Source organism: Porphyromonas sp. C0026D3 (assembly GCF_056590775.1).
In genome coordinates this window covers 75,698-95,278 of sequence record NZ_JBWPWU010000006.1, presented here as the reverse complement: position 1 = coordinate 95,278, position 19,581 = coordinate 75,698, and the positions used below count along the sequence as shown (strand labels likewise).

The window sequence follows — 19,581 nt, the reverse complement described above, 5'->3', positions numbered from 1 at the left end:
GTTGGGCGATGTTTTTATCGGCACAGAAAGTTACCTATTTTTTTGATACCACAGTGCTTTGGCCGACACCACTTTTCGCATGGGGGGAGAGGGTAGAGGATGGGTGGTGATTAGGATTAAATTATCTATATTTGCACCAACGGTGCTTTCGTCGTGATCGGGCGAAAGAAGAGGGAAACGAGTGAGACTCTCGTACAGCCCCGCTGCTGTGTACCTCATCAACTCTCGGCAGAAAAAGGGAAAACACTCCGAGCCGGACAGCTGGATATGCACGCCAAAAAAGCGTCAGCTGACCCCCGATAGCTCACCTCCCTTTTCCAAAACACCACTGTGGCACCCACGCCATGGGAAGGTACTGCCGAGGGGAGGAAGTCAGAAAACCTGCCGTTACGTGCATTCATATACGTATCTCTCTCGAGGGTTAGGAGAGATGCCACCAGGATTTGGCAACAAAGGGACTCTTGGTTCACAATTCCCTTTCCAACAAGCACAAGAGTTTCCTTGCCGGGCTTGTGGCAAGATATAGCAGACCAGGCTGCGCTGTCTGTCGTGAGGATCGATGGCCGCCGTGCATGGATTACTGAAGTGGTACATATCGGGCTATTGCCCGATCATGTATCACTTCTTTTTTGGGGGAAAGAGGCTGAGTGACTGCTGCCACACCGCTGGTTCCTTGCCACTCAGCTCTTGCGCCCGCTGTAGACCAGTGTGTGGATATTCTCGGGAGCGAAAAGCTTGTCGGCGACCTCTAGGATACTCTCCGGTGTCACTCGCTCCAGGCTGTCGTATATCTGAGGGATGGTCTCGTAGCGTCCCTTGTGGAGGAGCTGTCGTCCAAAGTTCAAAAAAAGGCCCTCACTCTGCTCCGCACTCATGGTGATCTGCCCCTTGATCATCTTGATCCATGCGTGCAGCTCTCTCGGCTTGAGTGGCACACGTCGGATGCGTCTCAGCTCCTCGAGAGTCACCTCCAGTGCAGGAGCGGCATGCACCGGGTCGCTGCCAAAGTAGATCTGCCACACCCCCGTATCGGAGAGAGCCGACTGAGATGCGTCCACATCGTACACCCAGCCACGTTGCTCGCGTAGCAGGATATTCAGTCGAGTATTCATCCCATTTCCGGCCAGCATATTGCACAGGAGGTTGGCCTCGGTGAGGCGGGGATTGTGGATATCGTAGCACAGTCCACCGATGAGGGTGTGCGCTTGGTAGGTGGGGGTCTTCTTTTGGATGCAAAAAGGGGAGACAGAGGTCGGCAAAGTCGCCTTCCCCTCCCGGCTCGGCTCCGGCTCCCGATCCGCAAACGGCTCCGAGAGATACCGCTCCGCCAGCTCCAAAAAACGCTCCACACTCACCTGTCCCATGCAGAAAAAGAGAAGGCGGTCAGGCGTAAAGTACCGCCGGGTGTAGGCTAGTAGATCCGGCGGGGTCATCCGAGCGAGGGAGTGCGGGTTGCCGAGGACCGGATGCTCCAGTGCTGTGCCACGGAAGAGCAGCTCATCCCAGTCGTCAAAGATCTGGTCCGACGGCGTATCTCGGTACAGGTTGATCTCATCCTCCACCACAGTGCGCTCCTTCACCAGCTCATGGAGTGGAAAAGTCGCATGGCGGACCAGGTCGTTCAGCAACTCCATACTGCGTACCAGTGCCGGACGAGGTGCCGAAGTGTAAAAAAAGGTCTCATCCTTGGAGGTATAGGCATTGAGGTCACCGCCCACCGCCTCCATCCGGCTAATAATGTGCCTGGCTCGCCGCTTCGTCGTCCCCTTGAAGAGCATGTGCTCCACAAAGTGGGCCAGACCCGGTAGGTCGGAGGGGTCGTTTCGGCTGCCGGTACGGACCGCAAAGCCACAATAGACGGCACGGCTCCGCACCGGCAGGAGCGCGACGGAGAGGCCATTGGAGAGTGTATGAGTGAAGTAGGTGTGTGTATTCAAGATCAGTCAGTCACAAAAAAAGTGAGGAGGGCGGACAACTCCTGTCCTCGCAAAAGTACCAATTTATTCAACGACACATCCCCCATACCCATCTGCATCCCGCCGACTGTATAGAGGCGGTGTCACGGGGGAGGGGCGCAATCGCAGGAGAGCTCACCCATGGTCATCGGAGCTTCGCACCGGCTTCAGCCAAGGGGAGAAACCCAGAGAGCAAGGAGACAAAGTCATCCCTCTGTGCAGACAAACTATTTCTTCCGGACGAAAAAGTCCAAATCACTGTGTGATTTATTCAGATCACTAAGTGATTTGTTCAGATCACAGTGTGATTTCAATAAATCACATAGTGATTTTATCTTTTCCTTGGACCTGCGTCTCTTTTTCTCCGACAGAGGCGGTTTTTTCTCCCCGACAAAAAAGAAAGCCCTTTCGGCCCCCGAGGGATAGCACACCCCTCGGAAGCCGAAAGGGCTCCCACTCAAAGCATTTTTTTTTAGAACCTGAATGGCGAAGTCACCGACTGCTCCCGCTCTCGCTGAGATTGGTGGTCGCGCTCCCGCTCAGCGTTGCGGTCGCGCTTCTTTTTCTCCTCCGGCTTGGTCTTGATCAGCTCCCGTGGCTTTTGTCGCGATATGGGGACCCGTAGGGGATAAAAGTTCTCCTTGATCTCCCAGTTTTTCATCAGCTCAAATACCTTGGGGGCATAGTACACCGGCTCGGCTTGTGTCCGGGTGTCAAAGTCGGCCGGATCCCATCGGTGATTCCCGTTGCGGTCGAGGATGACACGGAGGGCATACTTGTCGGGCTTGAGGTCCTCAAATCGGACCGTGGTGCTGTCGCTGTATGCGGTCCGTACAGGGCTGTCCTGGGTGTTGAGCAGCTCGACAATGACCGGCCCTTGTACATCGTGGACGGTGATCTGGAGGGAGGCAAATTGGTCGCGCTTGCCTATGCTAAAGCCGTCGATGACCATCTTGTCCGGACTGTGTCCGTAGACATCTCGCAGTATGAGGCTGTCTATGTGCAGCTCGTACTGGGTGCCGTACTGGAGTGGTGCGGTGATCAGTCCCACAGTGGTACGTCCCGGCAGCAAGCGCACGTCCGTGATGGGCACCGGCCGGAGGACACTGTCGTTGGCATTGTAGAGCTTGATCGCCCCCAGTGTGGCGGTATCTACCGGCAGTGTGGTACTAAATAGGAGGCTGTCCACCACTCCTCCCGTGCCTTTGTGCTCCACCGTGACAGACAACGGACTGCGGGGAGCTTTTTTGGCCGTGGGCAGACTGTCGGTAGGTGCTTTTGGTGCTTTTGGCTCTTTTTCCTTGACTTGGGGCTTGGGCTTGGGTTGCTTGAGGGTGATGGAGTCGACCTTCATCGTAACCCGGTTGAGCGAGTCCACGGTGTGGTAGCTGACGGCGAAGCGCTCGTGCTTCCGGGCGACACTGTCGGTGATGAATACGGAGACCATCTTGGTGGCCGGATCCCGGTCCAGGACGTACCAGCCTGGGGCGGGCTGTGGCAGGGTGTCGATGGGCTGGAGTGCCAGGGCCGTGTCCGGCAGCTCGTTGAAGGTGAGGTTGAGCCGATAGGGCTCGGGGCGCTCTCGCTTGGAGACAAATCGGCGTCCATTGGCGGGCTGCGAAAAGAGCAGGACCAGGTCGTCCGGCAGGTATCTGGTGTAGTGTACCTCTCGGATGGTGTCTATGGTCAGGGAGTCGCGCCAGATGGTGTCGTTGCGCATAGCGGGCTCGCATCGGGTGGTGATGGCGCTGTCGAGGAAGGCGATACCCTCAGTGGGGTTGTCGTAGCGGTAGTTGCCATCCGCCTCCTTTAGGGCAAAGATGTCGTAGGTGCCTTGCTTGATGTTGCGGATGACAAAGCGGGCATTGTCGGAGGTCCTACTCATGCGCATGAAGGAGGTATCGCGAAAGGCAGCCCGGGTACTGTCCTGCGGATGGATACCGACCACCACATTTTGTACCGGCTCATGGTTGCGGGCATTGAGCACCATCCCCCCAAAGGCCATGGTGTCGATGACCGATCCGGTGGAAAAGGCGACCGAGAAGTTTTCGAGCGGATTTCCCTCGTTGTTGTCTTGTATGGCGTCGGTGAAGTCGAGGGTGTAGGTGGTATTGTGGGCTAGGGTGTCCTCGAGAGTCACCACCACTTGCTTGCCGAGTGCCTGGATCTGTGGACGCTGGAGCTGAGGAGGGGAGATGATGACCCTTTTTTGGGGCTCCTTGAGGGTGATGTACTCATCAAAGGTGAGGGTGATGCGTCGTGCGGTGACGTTGAGTGCGCCATCGGCAGGCACCATCTTGATCAGCTTGGGGGGTGTGTCGTCGTAGGGTCCTCCGCCCGGTGAGACACGGTTGGCACAGCCGTAGACCAGTGCGACCAGGAGGAGGAGTGTCGCTAGGGGGAGCGTGTGAGTATTGACTTGTTTTTGCATCGGATACTGAGGTAGACTTTTGTGGGCAAAATTAGCCAATTCCGACGAGAGCGGTGTGTGGCTTACTTGATTAGTCCCAGGCACCGGCTCATGAGGTAGTCGCGTGTAGCCTCCAGGGTGGGCAGGGCCTCCAACTCACTCGGACGGATGGGCTCCCCTATGTAGACATCGATGGTACGGCCTCTTTTGTTGAGCATCTCGGCCGGTATCCGGAGGAGATTGAGGTTGTAGCTAAGGCGAGAGAGTAGGTAAAAGAGGCGGGAGTTTTGCCCCCCAAACATCACAGGATACATCGGCTGCTCGGCTCGCTTGAGGATGCGGATGCTATTCATCTGCCAGGGTTGCTCCTTCGGTGCCCCTTTCGCCCAATCGTAGTGTGCGATGCCTCCGGCAGGGAAGATGCCCATGGGATGCCCCTCGGCGAGCTGAGCGGCGACCATGCGCAGTCCGGAGATATTTTTCTCCGGGGCATGCCGGTAGTTCTTTTTGTTTTTGCGGGGCTGTATCGGTATCCAAGTGTCGGTGAGCGGGGTGATATTGGTCAGGAAGTTATTGACCAAGACCTTAAAGTCCGGGCGTATCTGCCCAATGATCGCCACCAGTATCAGTCCGTCCAAGCCACCGAAGGGGTGGTTGGAGACGGTCAGGAATGACTTTTCGGCCCTCATGGAGTCTAGGTTTTCCCGACCGTGGATCCGGTAGCCGACCTGCACATCCGGGTCGTCCAGCACCGCTTGTGCAAAGGCCGCATGCCGTAGCTCCCAGTGGCGTCCCGAGATGGCATTGACACCATCCACTCCGGAGACCCTGAAGAGCAACCTCCCGACCACTCGGCCGAGAGAGGTCCTAAAGAAAGGACCTAGGATATCTCCCAGATCCTCCAGGGTGAGGACTTTGGTGGGGTCGTACTTGCTCATAGCGGATTACCGGAGCTGAGCCGTGAACTCGCGACAAAGCATCTCGTGCTGCTTTCGCGCCGTGTAGAGGACGATATTCAGGAAGACCACCTCGTACACAAAGTAGAGCCACACCTGACCGGTGAGTGCGATGATGAATAGCGGGATCGTCCGGCCATTGAAGGTCATGAGGTCCACCAACTTCATGATGATCCGGCTACCGGATCGGAAGCGCTCACACTCCTCGTGCGTGAGCCGGTCCCACCGGAGGAGGCTCAGCATCCGCCCCATATCCGGCGTGATCCTGCCTTGGAGATAGGTGTACCAGACATAGAGCCTGAAAAACACCCGCTTGTACCCACGCGGCATACGGTTGTACCGATCCAGCACTTGGGCATAGGTCGCAAATTCCTTGCCGGTATCGGGACTGATGAAGCGCAGGTGCAGGGTCTTGTAGTAGTCCGTCACAAAAGCTTGCTGAAAGTGGCTCAGCATCGACAGTACCGCGACCGGGAAGATGACCCAGCACCCATACTGCTCGTATATCCTCAGGCTCAGTGCCACATACAGGGTGATGAACCAAAAGTCACCCGCCATACCGTCAAGGATGCGACCGATAGGGGAGTAGCGACCCGTGAGACGCGCCAGCTGACCGTCCACGCAGTCCAGGATATTGGCACTCACCATGAGCAGTATCGCCAAGAGGGTCAGGTACAGAGAGGGGTAGCGAAAGCACCAAGCACCCGCCATCCCGACAAAGATGCTGACGACGGTGACGAGGTTGGGGGAGATGGGCGTATGCCGCAGACACCGGGCGATCCGAAAACCAATCGGCCTATAAAAGATGCGATCGACTAGGTTTTCGGTCTCCAAGGACTTGAGCGAACTGAGGTATTCGGGGCTTTCTTCCAGCTCTATTTCGATTTGAGACATGGTTGGGTTTTGTTGTCAGGGTTGTGGGTTATTGGTAGCAGTAGCCACCCGATATGGTGATGATGTCGCCATTGAGGTAGGTGTTTTCCACCGCTAGGCGAAAGAGCTCCCCCACCTCGTCCGGAGTAGCAAAGCGGTGCAGGGCGACCTTTTTCTCTATACTTTGCCGGATCTCGTCCGGCTTGTTTTTCTGCCACTCGGTGTCGACGAACCCCGGTGCTATACCGACGGTCCGATGCTGATAGGGCTCCAAGTGCTTGACCAAGTTTCGGACCAGAGCATGCACCGCACTCTTGGTCACCCCATAGGCGAGCGAGGTGCCGTGTGGCTGGACCGCCATCATGGAGCCGGTGAATACAAAGACCCCACCCCGCGGCATCATCGGGGCTAGCATCTGGGTCAAAAAGACGGGGAAGTGGACATTTCCGGCAAACGTTGCGGCCCACTTCGCCGGATCGTACGCACCAAACTCCTCTCGGTACGTAATATTGGCATTGTAGAGGACAGCGGTGGGGCACTTGCCGGTGGCGACGATCCTGTCCACCACCTGCTTGGGCGCATCGGGATCCGTCACGTCCAGAGCAAAGACAGACACCTCCTTGCCGGGGTGCGCACTCTGAAGCTCCGCACGGCAACACTCCGCCGACGTGGCATCCGTAGCATAGGTCAGCCACACAGCCTCCGTCTGCGGAGAGGCGAGAAGGGCCTCAGCGGCGGCTCGGCCTATCCCCTTGGTACCACCGGTGATCAGTATTCGGTTGGGCATACTCATGCACGCATGGCGACTTTACCGGAGCTCCTCTTTCTCGGGATTGGGCTTTTGGGCCTGCTCCTTGACCAGACGAGCATGGTAGGACTCTGCCACTGCTTCCTTGATATGAGTACTCGACACCCCGGTGCCGTAGGGGAAATAAAAGACTTGCACACCCAAGTCCCGCAGGTAATCATACTTGCCCTCCCAGTCGTCACCCACCACAAAAGCATCAATATTGAGCTTCCGGACGATCTCCGTATGGTTGAGCGAGTGCTGTGGGATGACAATGTCGGGAGCCTTGAGCGCCTCGATGATCTCTCGCCGCTCCTCAAATGGGATGATGGGAGCGGGCTTGTAGCTCTTGACCAGCTCGTCCGTGCTGATCCCCACGATCAGGATGTCGCCCAAGGCACGTGCGTAGTTGATCATACGCAGGTGGTTGGCATGAAACATGTCGAATGTCCCTGATGTGTACACTATTGTTTTTCCTCTGAACATATATCGGTGCAAAGTTGTCACGTAGACCCGGTTATCCTCCCATAGCACGCTTGCCCCACCCTCAAGAGTGAGGACCGCCGATGCCTGTGGAAGTGTTGTTTCCGACAATATACCAAAATATATCGGGCAGAAGAGACAACTGAGGCGAAAGCGTGTACCGGAGACCTCTTCCACTCCCATCCGTTTTTCTGAATTATTGGGGGCGAACCCTGGGCTACCGACCCAATCAAAAAAAACGACCCCACCCCCTCCCGAAGGCCCAACCGGGCACAAAACGGGGGAAGGTGGGGAAAAGCGTGAGCAGATTGGCTCACTTAGCTCTACCTAGTGAGTAGGCGGATAGAAGCCCCTTCACTCTTTTTAAGGCCGGCGATGTTGACAAACAAGTTACCAAACATCATAACATCGGCCTCATTCGGTTTGGAGAATAGGCTTTTTTCCACAGATGACGACCAGAAATGCCCATAATTATCATAGCGATGATTAAAAACAGGAAAGATCCGAGTGATGACCGTTGGACTACTGGTAAAAATACTCTCGGAAGTTGGGTCCGATGGATCCTTAGTCTCCTTTGCCTTTATCTCACTAATATCAAGTGGTCTGTCCGTGCGCAACATTTCAACCCGCAGATCTTGTCCACTACTTGGCTTTGAACTTTTCATTATATAATAGCGAGCTGCCACATAAATCTTCTTTGACGGATCGGAACACAAGCTATAGGTAATGGTGCTGATGGTGTATGTGTAATTGCTGAATTCGGGATCCCTACGCACCATACGACATATCGAACAAAACTCCATCGTGTAGTCTTTGCCTCCAAAAGTCACTGGGATAACAATTGTCGGTTGAGGAAATTCATACGGCTGCATGTCTACAGGTGAGGTCCACATCGCAGCAAACCAGATGGGGCACACAGGTGTCGGGTAGCCTTCTCTATAATATTCAAATGCAGAGGGAAAGACTGCGCTCCACTCCTTGAAGGTAGGCATGTAGTATTGCTTACCATCAAGTGTGGCCGGTGTGGTGTCGTAGGTCATCGCTTCGTCCCAGGTGAACTTATGCGTAGCACCCTCTCCCCGCTTTACCGGTGCAAAGGTGCCATTGAGGTCAGCCATGTTATACTCCGAAAAATAGGCGAGCGGATTCATGAAGCTCTGATATAGAGGAAGCTCCTTTTTGATCACTTGGTTGCCTGTGAGAGCACTCTTGATCTGGACCGTGACAGAACCCTCGTAGTGCTCATACATGGAGCTGAGGTCTCTGACATTGACCCTGAAGCTACCCGTTGCCGGCTCTCTCGTGATGAATATATTGTTGGGATCAGATGAGGTGATCTCCACGTCGTCGAGGGGAAGCTCCTCCTCAATGGCGGTGGAGGTGGTACCTCCTGTAGTACGTACACTCTTCTTGATCGCCTTGACACGTACCTTCACGCTAGGATTAGTGGACGAGTCGGGGAAGAGCAATGCATCATGGTCAACATCAAGCGCATACTCAGTGGCGATGACATTCGAGGTGGAGATGGTATAGGTGATCTGCTGACCTCTATTCCATGCAGTAAACTCAGGGAAGGTATAGGTCAGTTCAAAATCTCCATAGCGATCGCTGGCCTGCAGGGTCATCTTCGTGCCACCCCGTTCTTGCGGAATCACCAGGTAAGGCTCCTCGAGAAGTTGCGTGCCTGCAACCCCTGTATGGCTCTTGTTGATCGGAATGGTGACGTCCTGCTTCGAGCTATTATCATACATCTTCCACACAGGATAACAGTGATAATTGTCATAAAACGCATTACCCGGGACAATACCTGAGATGAAAAAACAACGAGCCTTTTGACAAACTTGCTGAAAGCCAACACTCTTCACTACCCCCGGTAGGAAGCCTTCCTCTAGTTCGAATCGCAGTGCTGTGAGTGCATGAAACATAGGTAGTCGGATAGACCCATTTAAACTATTTCGCATGCGAATCATATAATCACCGGGCAGACCATGAGGGAAATCTTGGAATGAACCGGTAAGCCCACCAATGAGCAGATCCTGCTGCATTGCAGGTTCAGTGGGTATTGTGTAGACAAAGCTTTGAGCGGAACGTGCAGGAACAGGTCTAGATCTATATATTACCCTCTTCATGCTACTGAGATCCACCCCTCGAGCATTGTGCGGAGCGTAAAGATAAAACTCAGCCAATTCATCGGGGCGAATGTCGTACACCCATTGATACGAGCTAATGAAATAGCGCGCCTGACGGATCAACTTTTCATTGACAATCAGTTTTCTTTCAGTGGCAGCACGATTGCCGGCTTTCCATGAGACAGCATAAAAACCAACGTTGTCGATCGTGTTTGTGTCGTAAAAGGTAGCGCGAGTGGGTGACGAGTTGTCAGGGGCTTTATCCCGGTCGGAGACCCGGATATGGAGGTAGTACTGCGGACGCTTGTCGGCTGTATCGGCAGTCGTTGCTCCGATCGGGGTCACCTCCAGTGGCACCACGTAGGTGGTGTCGTGGCTCTCAACGCTTCGTGTGGCGTTGCCATGTGGCAGGGGGGCAAAAGTATCATCCGTCCACACCTGAAAGGCTATGGAGTTGGAGAGCTCTCCCGAGCCGACTCCGGGGCCGAAGTCAATATCGGACTTGCAAGCGGACAGAGAGAGAGCTACCGCCACAAGCGTGGCCGACCAAAGCGACCGGCGCTGCACGCTTTTCATTGATCCATTTGGTATCATATCTTTTTTCCCTTACTTATTTGGCTGTTGAGTGCACGAGCAGTGGAGTATGCGGGGCTTATCTGGTGTACCCGGGTGTCCGTAGCTCGCTTTTGTTTTGTTGCCGGAGGGGGAGAGGCACAGGGCCCCAACCGCTGAGGTTGTCCAACCCCCTCCGGCATATTTTTTAGGGATGGCTATTCAGCCATACTCATAATCAAGGCATTGCTACCGGTACATCCACGGCCTCAAAGTCCGTAACCACTACAGTGAAGGTGATGGGCTGACCTAGGATTGGTTTTCCGGGATCAGGGACAGGAGTCACAGGAGGCACCACGGGACTAGGTGTGGGGGTCACACCTGGGTTGGGTGTTGGCTCAGGGTGCTTTGTGGGGGGCATGTTACCGACACCGTTGGTGAAGTCCAGCGTGTAGATGTACTTCTTGCCGGCTTCCCACTTGGTGTTGATCGCCACAGTACCGATGATGTAAGACTGGTCATTGGCGGCCAGCTGGGCTGAGCTTGGATAGAGAGGAGCACCGTTTTCGGTCACCTGCATCATCACGGCGATGTAGGCGCCTGTGAAGTCCTTGGTTGCTGCCTCTTCCTTGTAGTTCCAGGCCGTCAGTTGCTGAGGGATCAGCATGAAGTTGTTGCCCTCTACGGTTTTCATGATTCGCTTTGGCGTACCGTCGAGTGTCACAGCGGTGTTTGCATTGCCGAGGTCACAGTAGTGTGCGCCGTTGCTACCGTTCACCTCTTCGTTTTCAGCCCATGCGAGCGCTGTGCCGCTGGCCGGAAGTGAGAGGGTAGCCTTGCCATCCACTCCGACGATCTGTACACCCAGGATTTTGACACCACGGGTTGTGTTTTCGTTTTTGGCCTTGATCTCGATCTGAGCCAGTGCGTGGTTGAAGGTCAGCTCCAAGCCGGTGCTCTCGTTCGCAGCCTTGGTACCCTCGTTGTAGGCTACGGTCAGGTCCTTCTGCAGCTCTACCATTGCCTCTGTGGAGCCATGAGCGGCTGCAGGCTCAAAGTCCTTGATCTTTTGTTCCGTGGTGCTGACGTTTGCTGTGCCGGCACCTGCGTTTTCATACGCCCAAAACTTCACCGTCTCGTTGTCGGGCCAGTAGTAGGGAGTGGCGGTTGACCAGCGATTGGGGATGGGTGTATTGTAGGTCACGCGCTCGTTGAATAGCTGCGTACCTGCTTCTCTCACGGCAAGCACCTGAAAGCCGGAGGTCTGCATAGAGGTTAGGTTGACCTCAGTACCACGCAGACGGGCGTAGTCGAGGTTGGTGCGGAAGCTGATGCTCCCCGCCTCACTGACGGCGTTGATCGTCTCCATCTTGTTGCAGGCGGAGAAAGCCATCATCAATGCGGCAGTAGCCGCAAGCATTAGGTAGTTTTTCTTCATGTTGATAAAAAACGTATTGAAATTAAAAATAAAAATACTCTCCGGGAAGACTTTAGCTTCCCCCTAAAAAGAATTTATCTCATCATCACCACATAGGCAGAGGCACCTTGACCTCCTTCCACTGCTCCACCTGTATGGGGTCTTTTTTGCCCGTATAGATCGGGGTTGGCAGCTCCAGCAGAGGGATATGGATGGTCCTATTGAGTGGATCGGGTGCCTGTCGGATCAGGTCGGTCACATCGTACTCACCCTTGAAGGACTCACCGCTGTCCAGTATCGCATAGACGACCAGCACGTGACGCATGGGTCCGCCCCCCCCTGCCGGGCCAAAGCTCTCCACCGTGGCGGTGGCCCCCTCACCCTCCTTGGCGAGGGCAAAAGGGAGTGTGGCTAGGGTCTCCGTGGCGGTTGGGCCACTGAGGTGCAACCCGGTCGCCAATCCGGTGAGAGTGCCGGTCAGTTTTGCCAGGTGCCGGCTATTCTTGATCCGGTCGATCATGACCCGCAGCGTAGTGGTCACCTTGCGAGGCCTCATCACGAGAGTCTGGTGCAGAGTCGTCCCACTCTCGGGAGCCAAGACCTCAAAAGAGCGCACCTTGTCGGAGTAGAGCAGGTCGGGCAGCTCCATCACCTTTTCGTCCTCCGTACCGCGCGCCCTAGGCACCGACACCGCCGGCATGCTCAGCAGGCGGTTGAGCAGGAGGCGATTCTCCTGCGTGGTCACCAAGAAGTGCTCAAAGTCGTCACCGCGCATATAGGTACCGCGCACATCGCTATTCACGCAGATCGCATGGTAGAGGCCGGGCCTCACAGCGATCACATGCCCCTTGGGGTCCGCACTGTCGAAGCGCATCATACCCCCACGCTTCACCCCATTGGCATCCACCGGAAAGAGGTAGAGGCTCATCTGCTTGGGCAGCTCGGTCACCGTGCTCTCCCAATCGTAGATCACCTGCACCTCCACACCACCGGCATCGGGCATCGTGAAGAGACGGTGCCGGCAACCACAGAGGAGAAGCAGCGTGAGCAGCAACGGCAAAACGATTGACAGGTGGGCAATAGCCCCCCACAGTCCTTTATATCTCGATTCTATAGGATTCATGGTCATCATAGCTCTCCTCCTCACCTCTTATTATAGTTGCCATAGCCCAGCAGCCACGTGAGCGTGACCCCCACCTTGGTGGGGCCAAAGTACCGCAATCGACGGGTCGCCTGCCATACATAGTGCAGCTCTCCACCGTAGACCTGGGGCAGGCACTCCTGGTAGATCCCCTGCAGGTAGCCCATTCCCACCTCGAGGTCGAGATTGAATCGTCGCCCGATCGGCAATGCATAGCCGTAGTTTAGCCCGGCACTCCAGGTGCCATCGGCACTCTGGTAGCCACGATGCCACTTGCCGACCTCAAAGTCCCAGCTGTACCACTGGCCATACAGCCCCAAGTGGTGCCCCTGCAGAGGCTTCTCCTGCGCCTTTTTGCCAAAATAGCGACGGACCTCCACCTCCCCACCGTAGATACGCCAGTAGGTGTGTATGCGGTCGTTTTTCCACCAAGCCGCACTCCACGACCCCAGGAGCGAGTAGCCATCCCGGAGGTAAAACTCCACCCCGATATTGGGCACAAGTGCCACCGTCGTGAGGAGGTTGGTCCGCAAAGACATGTAGAAAGGCACAGGCTTGGGCTCCGGCCTAAAACCGGGAATAGACACAAAAATAGGATCAGGACACTTCTCCACCACCACGGTATCCACCCGTACTATCTCCACAGTGTCCACTTGGTTCACCTTCACGGCATCCGCTCGGTTCACCAGCACGGTGTCCACTCGGTTCACCAGCACGGTGTCCACTCGGTTCACCAGCACAGTGTCCACTCGGTTCACCAGCACAGTGTCCACCACATGCGCCACAGATGGCTCCGGCTCCGGCTTGGGCTCAAAGACCACATGCACCATCGTCCGACGCATCTTTGGGTAAAAGTGCTCCTCCATATAGTGCCAGGGCACACCACCTCCCACCTCCGATAGGCGAACCTTGAGCCGATAGGCATCTGTATCGTTTCGGAAGCCCCCCTCCGGCACGGTGGCCAAAAGGGCCATCGTCTCCTCCTTGTAGGGAAAGAAGGAGTCCTCCCTCACCATAGTGGCCAGACTACTCCAGTCCACACCCAGCCCCCGCACATCGATAGTCGTCGTCGACAGGCGACACTGACCATACATATAGTCCACAATCGCATCGGCACGCTTCTTGGCCAGACGATCATTGATCGCCACACTCCCCTCCGGAGAGGCCGTAGAGACGATGCGGATGCCTTTGGGCCTCACCTTGCCATCACGGATCAGCTCGTTGAACCAACTTGCAAAGCTGCGGAGGCGACTGCCATTTTCCCCAAACAGAGGATCCAGTCGACTACTGCCCTGTGCAAAGTACACCTGCACAGAGTCCTCATGTATAGTCGGGCCGGCCACTGCTCCGGCAGAGACCGTCACAGTCTGTGCCCTCAGCAGAGGAGCACTGACGAGCAAAAGGAGCATCGGCAACAGACGACCGAATGCGCTCCCCAAACAACCTATTGTCCTACCCATCATCTATATCTGTATGTTTATCCTAAAAAATGCGGAACATCCGTCTCCCCAAGTCCGCCCCCCATCCGTCATGCGACAGTAGGAGTGCGGATAAGCTCCACTCTTATATTTCGTCTGAGACCGGCTCTATCTTTCTCCATCATTGCTTTAACCTAAAATAGTCAACGGATAAGTGATACTCGGCCCGAATCTGTCTCTTCTCCTTCCCAATGAAAAGGGAAAGAAAAAAGGACAAGCCATCTACAAAACCAAAGGCATGATCAAAACCAGTCTTTTAGCGAGCAAAAGTACAAAAGCCGAGCAAAAACAAAAAAAAACAGATAAAAAAACTTAAAAACCACCGGATCAACCCCCAAAAAATGATCACCCTCACGACCCCACCGGGAGTCAACAACCGTCCACCCTGCTTTGCGACCCCTGGCGGGGTCGTGTTTTTTCGGGGCGACTGCGGTCCCGGGGTCTTCGGGGCTGCGCCCCTCGACACCCGGGCTATGAAAGAGGCACCCCTAACGGGGTGCTGCAACCCAATTTTGCCGACCCGATATTGCCGACCCGCTTTGCCCAAATAACGGATCCGATGGCAAGGTCTGCCGACCCCGACAGGGGTCGCAAAACAGATCGGACAGAGGGGAAACAAAAAGGGGCTGCCGACCCCGCAAGGGGTCGCTCCTTCATAGCCGGGCGGTCGAGGAGGGACCAAAGCCCCGACGATGACCCCCGGAAAGAACGGCCCCCACCTCACGACCCCGCAAGGGGTCGCAAAGCAGATCGGCAAAGTTGGGGGCGCAAAACTGGGTGTTGTTTTCCCCTTCTATCCGTCTAATTGATCGCTTCTATCCGTGAAAACTTTCGCTTCTATCCGTGAAAACTTTCGCTTCTATCCGTAAAACTCGAGTCTACCTATAACTATCTGATTATCAACACTCACCGAAGGAGGCATTTTTGGCCAAAAAATCGCCTGTTTTTGGGGCCTTTTTGGTAGGCTTTTGAGCCTGTTGCACACAAAGCAAGAGGGTGTGCCAAAACAATTGTTTCGGCACACCCTCAATGGTTGGTTATCCTATCACACCAAAGCGAGGAGGGATCAACGTCCCTTGTCTTGGCTCAGTACAATATCGTGGGTATCCTTGGCGATGAGCAACTCCTCGTCGGTGGGGATGATGGCAACCTTTACCTTGCTGTCCGGTGTGGAGAGGAGTACCTCCTTGGCGCGGACCTTGCGGTTGAGCTCCTTGTCGATCTTGATACCGGCGTAGTCCATATTGTCGCAGACGTACTCGCGTGTGATGGCCTGGTTTTCGCCCACACCACCGGTGAAGATGATCGCATCGGCACCATCCAGCTCGGCCAAAAAGGCACCGACGTACTTTTTGATCCGATGGTTGTACATCTGCATGGTGAGGATGGATCGCTCGTCTCCGGACTCCATGCCGGACTCTATGTCGCGCATATCGCTGGAGATACCGCTGAACCCGAGGACACCGGACTCCTTATTGACCAGTTTGTTGAGCCCATCCGCATCGAGGCCCTCTTTTTGCATGACGTAGACGAGTGCACCGGGGTCGATGTCTCCCGTTCGGGTGCCCATCATCAGTCCTTCGACAGGGGTGAGCCCCATGGTGGTGTCCACGACTTGTCCACCACGGACGGCGGCTATGGATCCGCCATTGCCGATGTGGCAGGTGATGATGCGTGCGGTGTCGTAGTCCAATCCGAGGAATGCGGCTCCGCGCTTGCTCACGTAGCGGTGGCTGGTGCCGTGAAATCCGTATCGGCGTACCTTGTAGTCGCTGTACATCCTATAGGGGAGTGGGTACATGTAGGCATAGGGCTCCATGGTCTGGTGAAATGCGGTGTCGAATACCGCCACCTGAGGCACGTGGGGTAGGAGCTTGGAGATGGCGGCCACGCCCTTGAGGTTGGCGGGGTTGTGCAAGGGGGCAAGGTCGCTGAGCGACTTGACCTTTTGGATCACTTCATCGGTGATGAGCGTACTTTTGCTAAAGGTCTCGCCTCCGTGCACTACTCGGTGACCTACGGCGTCGATTTCGTTGATGGAGTCGATGTACTTGTGCTTGGGGTCTTGGAGGGTCTCCAGGATGAGCTCCACCGCTGTGGTGTGCTCGGGTAGGTATTTTTCGATCGTGACGGACTCGCCCATTCTGTCCTTGAACTTTAGGAAGGAGCCTTCCTGCCCTACACGCTCCACGCCTCCCTGAGCGATGACTTGCTCGTTGGCCATGTCGTAGAGCTTATACTTCACGGAGGAACTTCCGCAGTTGAGTACGAGTATTTTCATGTCTTGATTGTTTTTCTGAGTGTGGTTGGTGTTTTTGGGGGATCAATGAGCGGCCGCGGCGGCTTGTAGGCTCGTGATGGCGATCATGTAGTAGATGTCGTCGGCGGAGCAACCTCTACTGAGGTCGTTGACCGGGTGTGCTATTCCTTGCAGGATGGGGCCTACTGCTGTGGCTCCTCCGAGGCGTTGGACGAGCTTGTAGCCGATGTTGCCACTCTGGAGATCGGGGAATACGAGGACGTTGGCCTTGCCAGCGACTGTGCTGCCGGGGGCTTTTTGCGCTCCGGTCTTGGGATCAAGTGCCGCATCTACCTGCAGCTCGCCATCTATCTGCAGAGCGGGAGCCAGCTCGTGTGCAATGCGGGTCGCCTCTACGACCTTGTCCACATGGTCGTGCTTGGCACTCCCTTTGGTGCTAAAGCTGAGCATGGCTATCCGTGGTTCGATCCCGACGATGGCCCGTGCAGTGTCAGCGGAGGAGACAGCGATCTGTGCCAGTTCGTCGGCTGTGGGGTCGGGCATGACCGCGCAGTCCGCCAGCACCAGGATCCCATCCTCTCCATAGTAGTGTCCCTTGAGGGCCTCATTCATGATGAGGATGAATGCACCGCTCACGACACGTACGCCCGGCTTGGTCTTGATGATCTGCAGTGCGGGTCGGAGGACGTTGCCCGTGGTGTTTTGCGCACCGGCTACTTCGCCATCCGCCTCACCGCTCTTGATGAGCAGGGTGGCGAGATAGAGGGGGTCCTCCACCTTTTTGAGCGCTTCGTCGGGAGTCATACCCTTGCTCTTTCGGAGGTCGTAGAGTAGGTCGGCGTGCTTTTGTTTGTCGGGGTTTTGGGTCGGGGAGATGATGCGGGCCTTGTCGATGTGGGTGAGGCCTAGGCGTTGGGCTTCGGCATGGATGGCCTCCGGCTCTCCGATGAGGATGATTTTGGCGACAGCATTGGCGAGGATCCTATCGGCCGCAATGAGTGTTCTTTCTTCCGTACCCTCGGGTAGGACTATAGTCTTGGGGGCCTTTTGGGCTTTTTGGACCAAGGTATCAAGTAAGTGCATGATGAGATGTGACTAAGTATATGTGGTTGAAAATATTGCTTCCGCACAAAAGTACCAAAAAGTGTTTACTCCGTAGGGGCTATCAGTCGCCGAGATAGTCGACTCTGAGGTTGCGCAGTGTGCCGTGAATCGGCTCAAGCTTGGCCAGAGGGAATACCAGGGTCCGGACGAAGTGGCGTGGACGGTCGAGGTGCTTGTCCTCGGGGTGTGGGATGATGCCAAGTGTCTGGATGAGCTGACCATCCTCAAAGAGTCTCGTCTCACGGTTGGTACCCTCTATCGCTATGCTGACGGTGCGTCCGATCGGCACGGTGTAGTCGAAGGTATAGCGGTAGCCATCCCGCTCGTAGCCCAGTCGTCCGCTCTCGGGATCGCACAGGTAGAGCGTGCTGTATGGCGACGAAAAGAGTGCCGTCCCTGCAGGATTTTTGCCGATGCGCAGGTCAAAAGAGACACGGTAGTTGTACCCTATCTCATCCATAGGTAGGGCAAGCAGTCCGGGATTGGGGGTGGCGACCTCCGCTATGGTGGCCGGGATCCGCCCCTTTGGCAGACCAAGCAGGTTCACCCCGGGTGCGGCGCTGAGTGCTTTGCGCTTGGTGTCGAAGAGCTCAAAAGGCAGTGACACATGCCTGCCGGTCCACATCTTGGTCGCCACTGTCTGTGTGGCCGGCAACATGCGGTGAAAGACATCTTGTGCGCTGATACCATTGCCGCAGTGGTCGTTCCAGACTGCAAACATCCCGCCCTTGATCTTTGGGTGACGCTCCTCAAAGACCTCACCGCCGACGGTCACGGCCGGCGTCCAGTCGTTGTAGATGCGGCGGATATTGAGGTAGTCAAAGTAATAGCCGGCGGCCGGCACGATATACATCCAGTTGTCCGGGACGGAGACAATGTCGTAGCCCAGGTCGATCATCTGGGAGGTGAGGGAGTAGTCTTTGCTCCAGCAGTACATGAGGACGTTGTCGACCTTTACAGGGGTCTCGCCCTTGGCGTGAGTGAGGCTGCCCCATACGGCCGCCACTTTGCCGTATTGCTCCACTTTGCGGATGTAGTGGTCGGTGAAGGCTCTAAATTGTTCCACCACTTTTTGGTCCTTGTTGCTGTACTCGTCGGTGCCGATATGCACGTAGCGGTTGACGAAGACGGGGTCCTCGCCCGAGAGGTATTCGTCGAAGAGATTGTCGAGCACCTCGTAGGTCTTGGGGTTGAAAAGGTCCAAGTGGTCTCGTCCATACTGCTCACTGCCCAGCTCCGGCATGTAGTGCGCAAAAGCGAGTGAGTGAGCCGGCACATCGATCTCCGGTACGATCGTCACGCCATAGTGGTCGTTGGCCTCCTTTTGGAGTGCTCGAAACTCAGCCTTGGTATAGTGTCCATCCTTGGCGGTCAGCCCCGGATAGCGCTCACTCTCGAGGCGAAAGGCGGCGTAGGTCTTGTCCCAGTCGTCGCCGTAAAACTGCTTGAATCCATTGTCGTTGAGGTGGATGTGCAGGACATTCATCTTGTAGTAGGCCATCATCTTGAGGGTGGCGCGAATAAAGTTCGTATCAAAGAACTTGCGCCCCACATCAAGCATGAATCCCCGCACCGCATACTCCGGCTCGTCGAGGATCGTCCCACATGGAAGTGCCCTATTTTGCTCCAGCATCTGGAGTATCGTCTGGCACCCCCACCGTATGGATCCGGTATTGCCTCCCTGTATCCGCACTTCGTCGGGAGTGATCAGGATGCGGTAGGCCTCATTGGTGGCGGTGAGGTCGGCATCAATCACCTGCTCCAGGATGATACCGCCCTGCGCAGTTGCCTCAGCGGTGACGACCGGCTGCCCGAGCAGTATCTCGAGTTGTTGTGCCAGGTCGTCGCGCAGCACTTTTTGCTCAGGCGAGGAGGACAAGGAAGTCTGTGGGGTTACCCAAAAGTACCCCTTGGTACCCACCCAGCTCTTCAGCTCAGGTACGACAAAGGGCTTGGCATTTTGTGCAAAGGTGGCAAAACCGACTACGAAAGTGAGCAGTAGGAATAGCGTTTTTTTCATCTTGGAAAATGGGGAA

13 protein-coding genes and 1 riboswitch are annotated in these 19,581 nt (G+C 55.7%); all 13 genes read right to left on the bottom strand.

All coding sequences use genetic code 11. The features are described 5' to 3' along the window. The first annotated feature begins 124 nt into the window (after positions 1-124). Positions 125-403, top strand: a riboswitch (cobalamin riboswitch). Positions 404-680: 277 nt separating this feature from the next. Then, positions 681-1,937: a M16 family metallopeptidase gene (locus AC1EK1_RS06225; protein ID WP_480306169.1), complete on the bottom strand. Its 1,257-nt coding sequence runs from the start codon at positions 1,935-1,937 to the stop codon at positions 681-683. A gap of 490 nt (positions 1,938-2,427) precedes the next feature. Next, positions 2,428-4,386, bottom strand: coding sequence for an Ig-like domain-containing protein (locus AC1EK1_RS06220; protein ID WP_480306171.1), 1,959 nt, complete (start codon positions 4,384-4,386; stop codon positions 2,428-2,430). Positions 4,387-4,448: 62 nt separating this feature from the next. Next, on the bottom strand, positions 4,449-5,303 hold the full coding sequence (locus AC1EK1_RS06215) for a lysophospholipid acyltransferase family protein (RefSeq protein ID WP_480306172.1): 855 nt from the start codon (positions 5,301-5,303) through the stop codon (positions 4,449-4,451). Between the two features lie 6 nt (positions 5,304-5,309). Beyond that, on the bottom strand, positions 5,310-6,215 hold the full coding sequence (locus AC1EK1_RS06210; RefSeq protein ID WP_480306173.1) for a CDP-alcohol phosphatidyltransferase family protein: 906 nt from the start codon (positions 6,213-6,215) through the stop codon (positions 5,310-5,312). A 28-nt stretch (positions 6,216-6,243) separates the two neighbouring features. After that, positions 6,244-6,981 carry an SDR family NAD(P)-dependent oxidoreductase gene (locus AC1EK1_RS06205; RefSeq protein ID WP_480307278.1) on the bottom strand — a complete coding sequence of 246 codons (738 nt, stop codon included), beginning with the start codon at positions 6,979-6,981 and terminating at the stop codon, positions 6,244-6,246. Positions 6,982-7,002: 21 nt separating this feature from the next. Then, complete coding sequence (locus AC1EK1_RS06200) at positions 7,003-7,467, bottom strand: FAD synthase family protein (protein WP_480306175.1); 465 nt, start codon at positions 7,465-7,467, stop codon at positions 7,003-7,005. Positions 7,468-7,787: 320 nt separating this feature from the next. After that, positions 7,788-10,187: a hypothetical protein gene (locus tag AC1EK1_RS06195; protein WP_480306177.1), complete on the bottom strand. Its 2,400-nt coding sequence runs from the start codon at positions 10,185-10,187 to the stop codon at positions 7,788-7,790. Positions 10,188-10,383: 196 nt separating this feature from the next. Then, the gene (locus tag AC1EK1_RS06190) at positions 10,384-11,583 is read right to left on the bottom strand and encodes a fimbrillin family protein (RefSeq protein WP_480306178.1); all 1,200 of its coding nucleotides are present in this window, start codon (positions 11,581-11,583) and stop codon (positions 10,384-10,386) included. A gap of 85 nt (positions 11,584-11,668) precedes the next feature. Continuing rightward, positions 11,669-12,694, bottom strand: coding sequence for a DUF5119 domain-containing protein (locus AC1EK1_RS06185; protein ID WP_480307277.1), 1,026 nt, complete (start codon positions 12,692-12,694; stop codon positions 11,669-11,671). Between the two features lie 11 nt (positions 12,695-12,705). Next, positions 12,706-14,166: a DUF3575 domain-containing protein gene (locus AC1EK1_RS06180; RefSeq protein ID WP_480306180.1), complete on the bottom strand. Its 1,461-nt coding sequence runs from the start codon at positions 14,164-14,166 to the stop codon at positions 12,706-12,708. A gap of 1,081 nt (positions 14,167-15,247) precedes the next feature. Continuing rightward, positions 15,248-16,462 (bottom strand): acetate/propionate family kinase, encoded by a 1,215-nt coding sequence (locus AC1EK1_RS06175; RefSeq protein ID WP_480306181.1) that lies wholly within the window; start codon positions 16,460-16,462, stop codon positions 15,248-15,250. Between the two features lie 42 nt (positions 16,463-16,504). Continuing rightward, the gene (gene pta / locus AC1EK1_RS06170) at positions 16,505-17,524 is read right to left on the bottom strand and encodes a phosphate acetyltransferase (RefSeq protein ID WP_480306182.1); all 1,020 of its coding nucleotides are present in this window, start codon (positions 17,522-17,524) and stop codon (positions 16,505-16,507) included. Between the two features lie 82 nt (positions 17,525-17,606). Continuing rightward, the gene (locus AC1EK1_RS06165) at positions 17,607-19,565 is read right to left on the bottom strand and encodes a family 20 glycosylhydrolase (protein WP_480306183.1); all 1,959 of its coding nucleotides are present in this window, start codon (positions 19,563-19,565) and stop codon (positions 17,607-17,609) included. Positions 19,566-19,581 lie beyond the last annotated feature (16 nt).

Bases quoted from the DNA above. Each gene is read 5' to 3' on its own strand.
- AC1EK1_RS06165 (WP_480306183.1), bottom strand. From the start codon at position 19,565: ATGAAAAAAACGCTATTCCTACTGCTCACTTTCGTAGTCGGTTTTGCC.
- AC1EK1_RS06185 (WP_480307277.1), bottom strand. From the start codon at position 12,694: ATGATGACCATGAATCCTATAGAATCGAGATATAAAGGACTGTGGGGG.
- AC1EK1_RS06190 (WP_480306178.1), bottom strand. From the start codon at position 11,583: ATGAAGAAAAACTACCTAATGCTTGCGGCTACTGCCGCATTGATGATG.
- AC1EK1_RS06210 (WP_480306173.1), bottom strand. From the start codon at position 6,215: ATGTCTCAAATCGAAATAGAGCTGGAAGAAAGCCCCGAATACCTCAGT.
- AC1EK1_RS06205 (WP_480307278.1), bottom strand. From the start codon at position 6,981: ATGCCCAACCGAATACTGATCACCGGTGGTACCAAGGGGATAGGCCGA.
- AC1EK1_RS06200 (WP_480306175.1), bottom strand. From the start codon at position 7,467: ATGTTCAGAGGAAAAACAATAGTGTACACATCAGGGACATTCGACATG.
- AC1EK1_RS06195 (WP_480306177.1), bottom strand. From the start codon at position 10,187: ATGATACCAAATGGATCAATGAAAAGCGTGCAGCGCCGGTCGCTTTGG.
- pta (WP_480306182.1), bottom strand. From the start codon at position 17,524: ATGCACTTACTTGATACCTTGGTCCAAAAAGCCCAAAAGGCCCCCAAG.
- AC1EK1_RS06175 (WP_480306181.1), bottom strand. From the start codon at position 16,462: ATGAAAATACTCGTACTCAACTGCGGAAGTTCCTCCGTGAAGTATAAG.
- AC1EK1_RS06220 (WP_480306171.1), bottom strand. From the start codon at position 4,386: ATGCAAAAACAAGTCAATACTCACACGCTCCCCCTAGCGACACTCCTC.
- AC1EK1_RS06180 (WP_480306180.1), bottom strand. From the start codon at position 14,166: ATGATGGGTAGGACAATAGGTTGTTTGGGGAGCGCATTCGGTCGTCTG.
- AC1EK1_RS06215 (WP_480306172.1), bottom strand. From the start codon at position 5,303: ATGAGCAAGTACGACCCCACCAAAGTCCTCACCCTGGAGGATCTGGGA.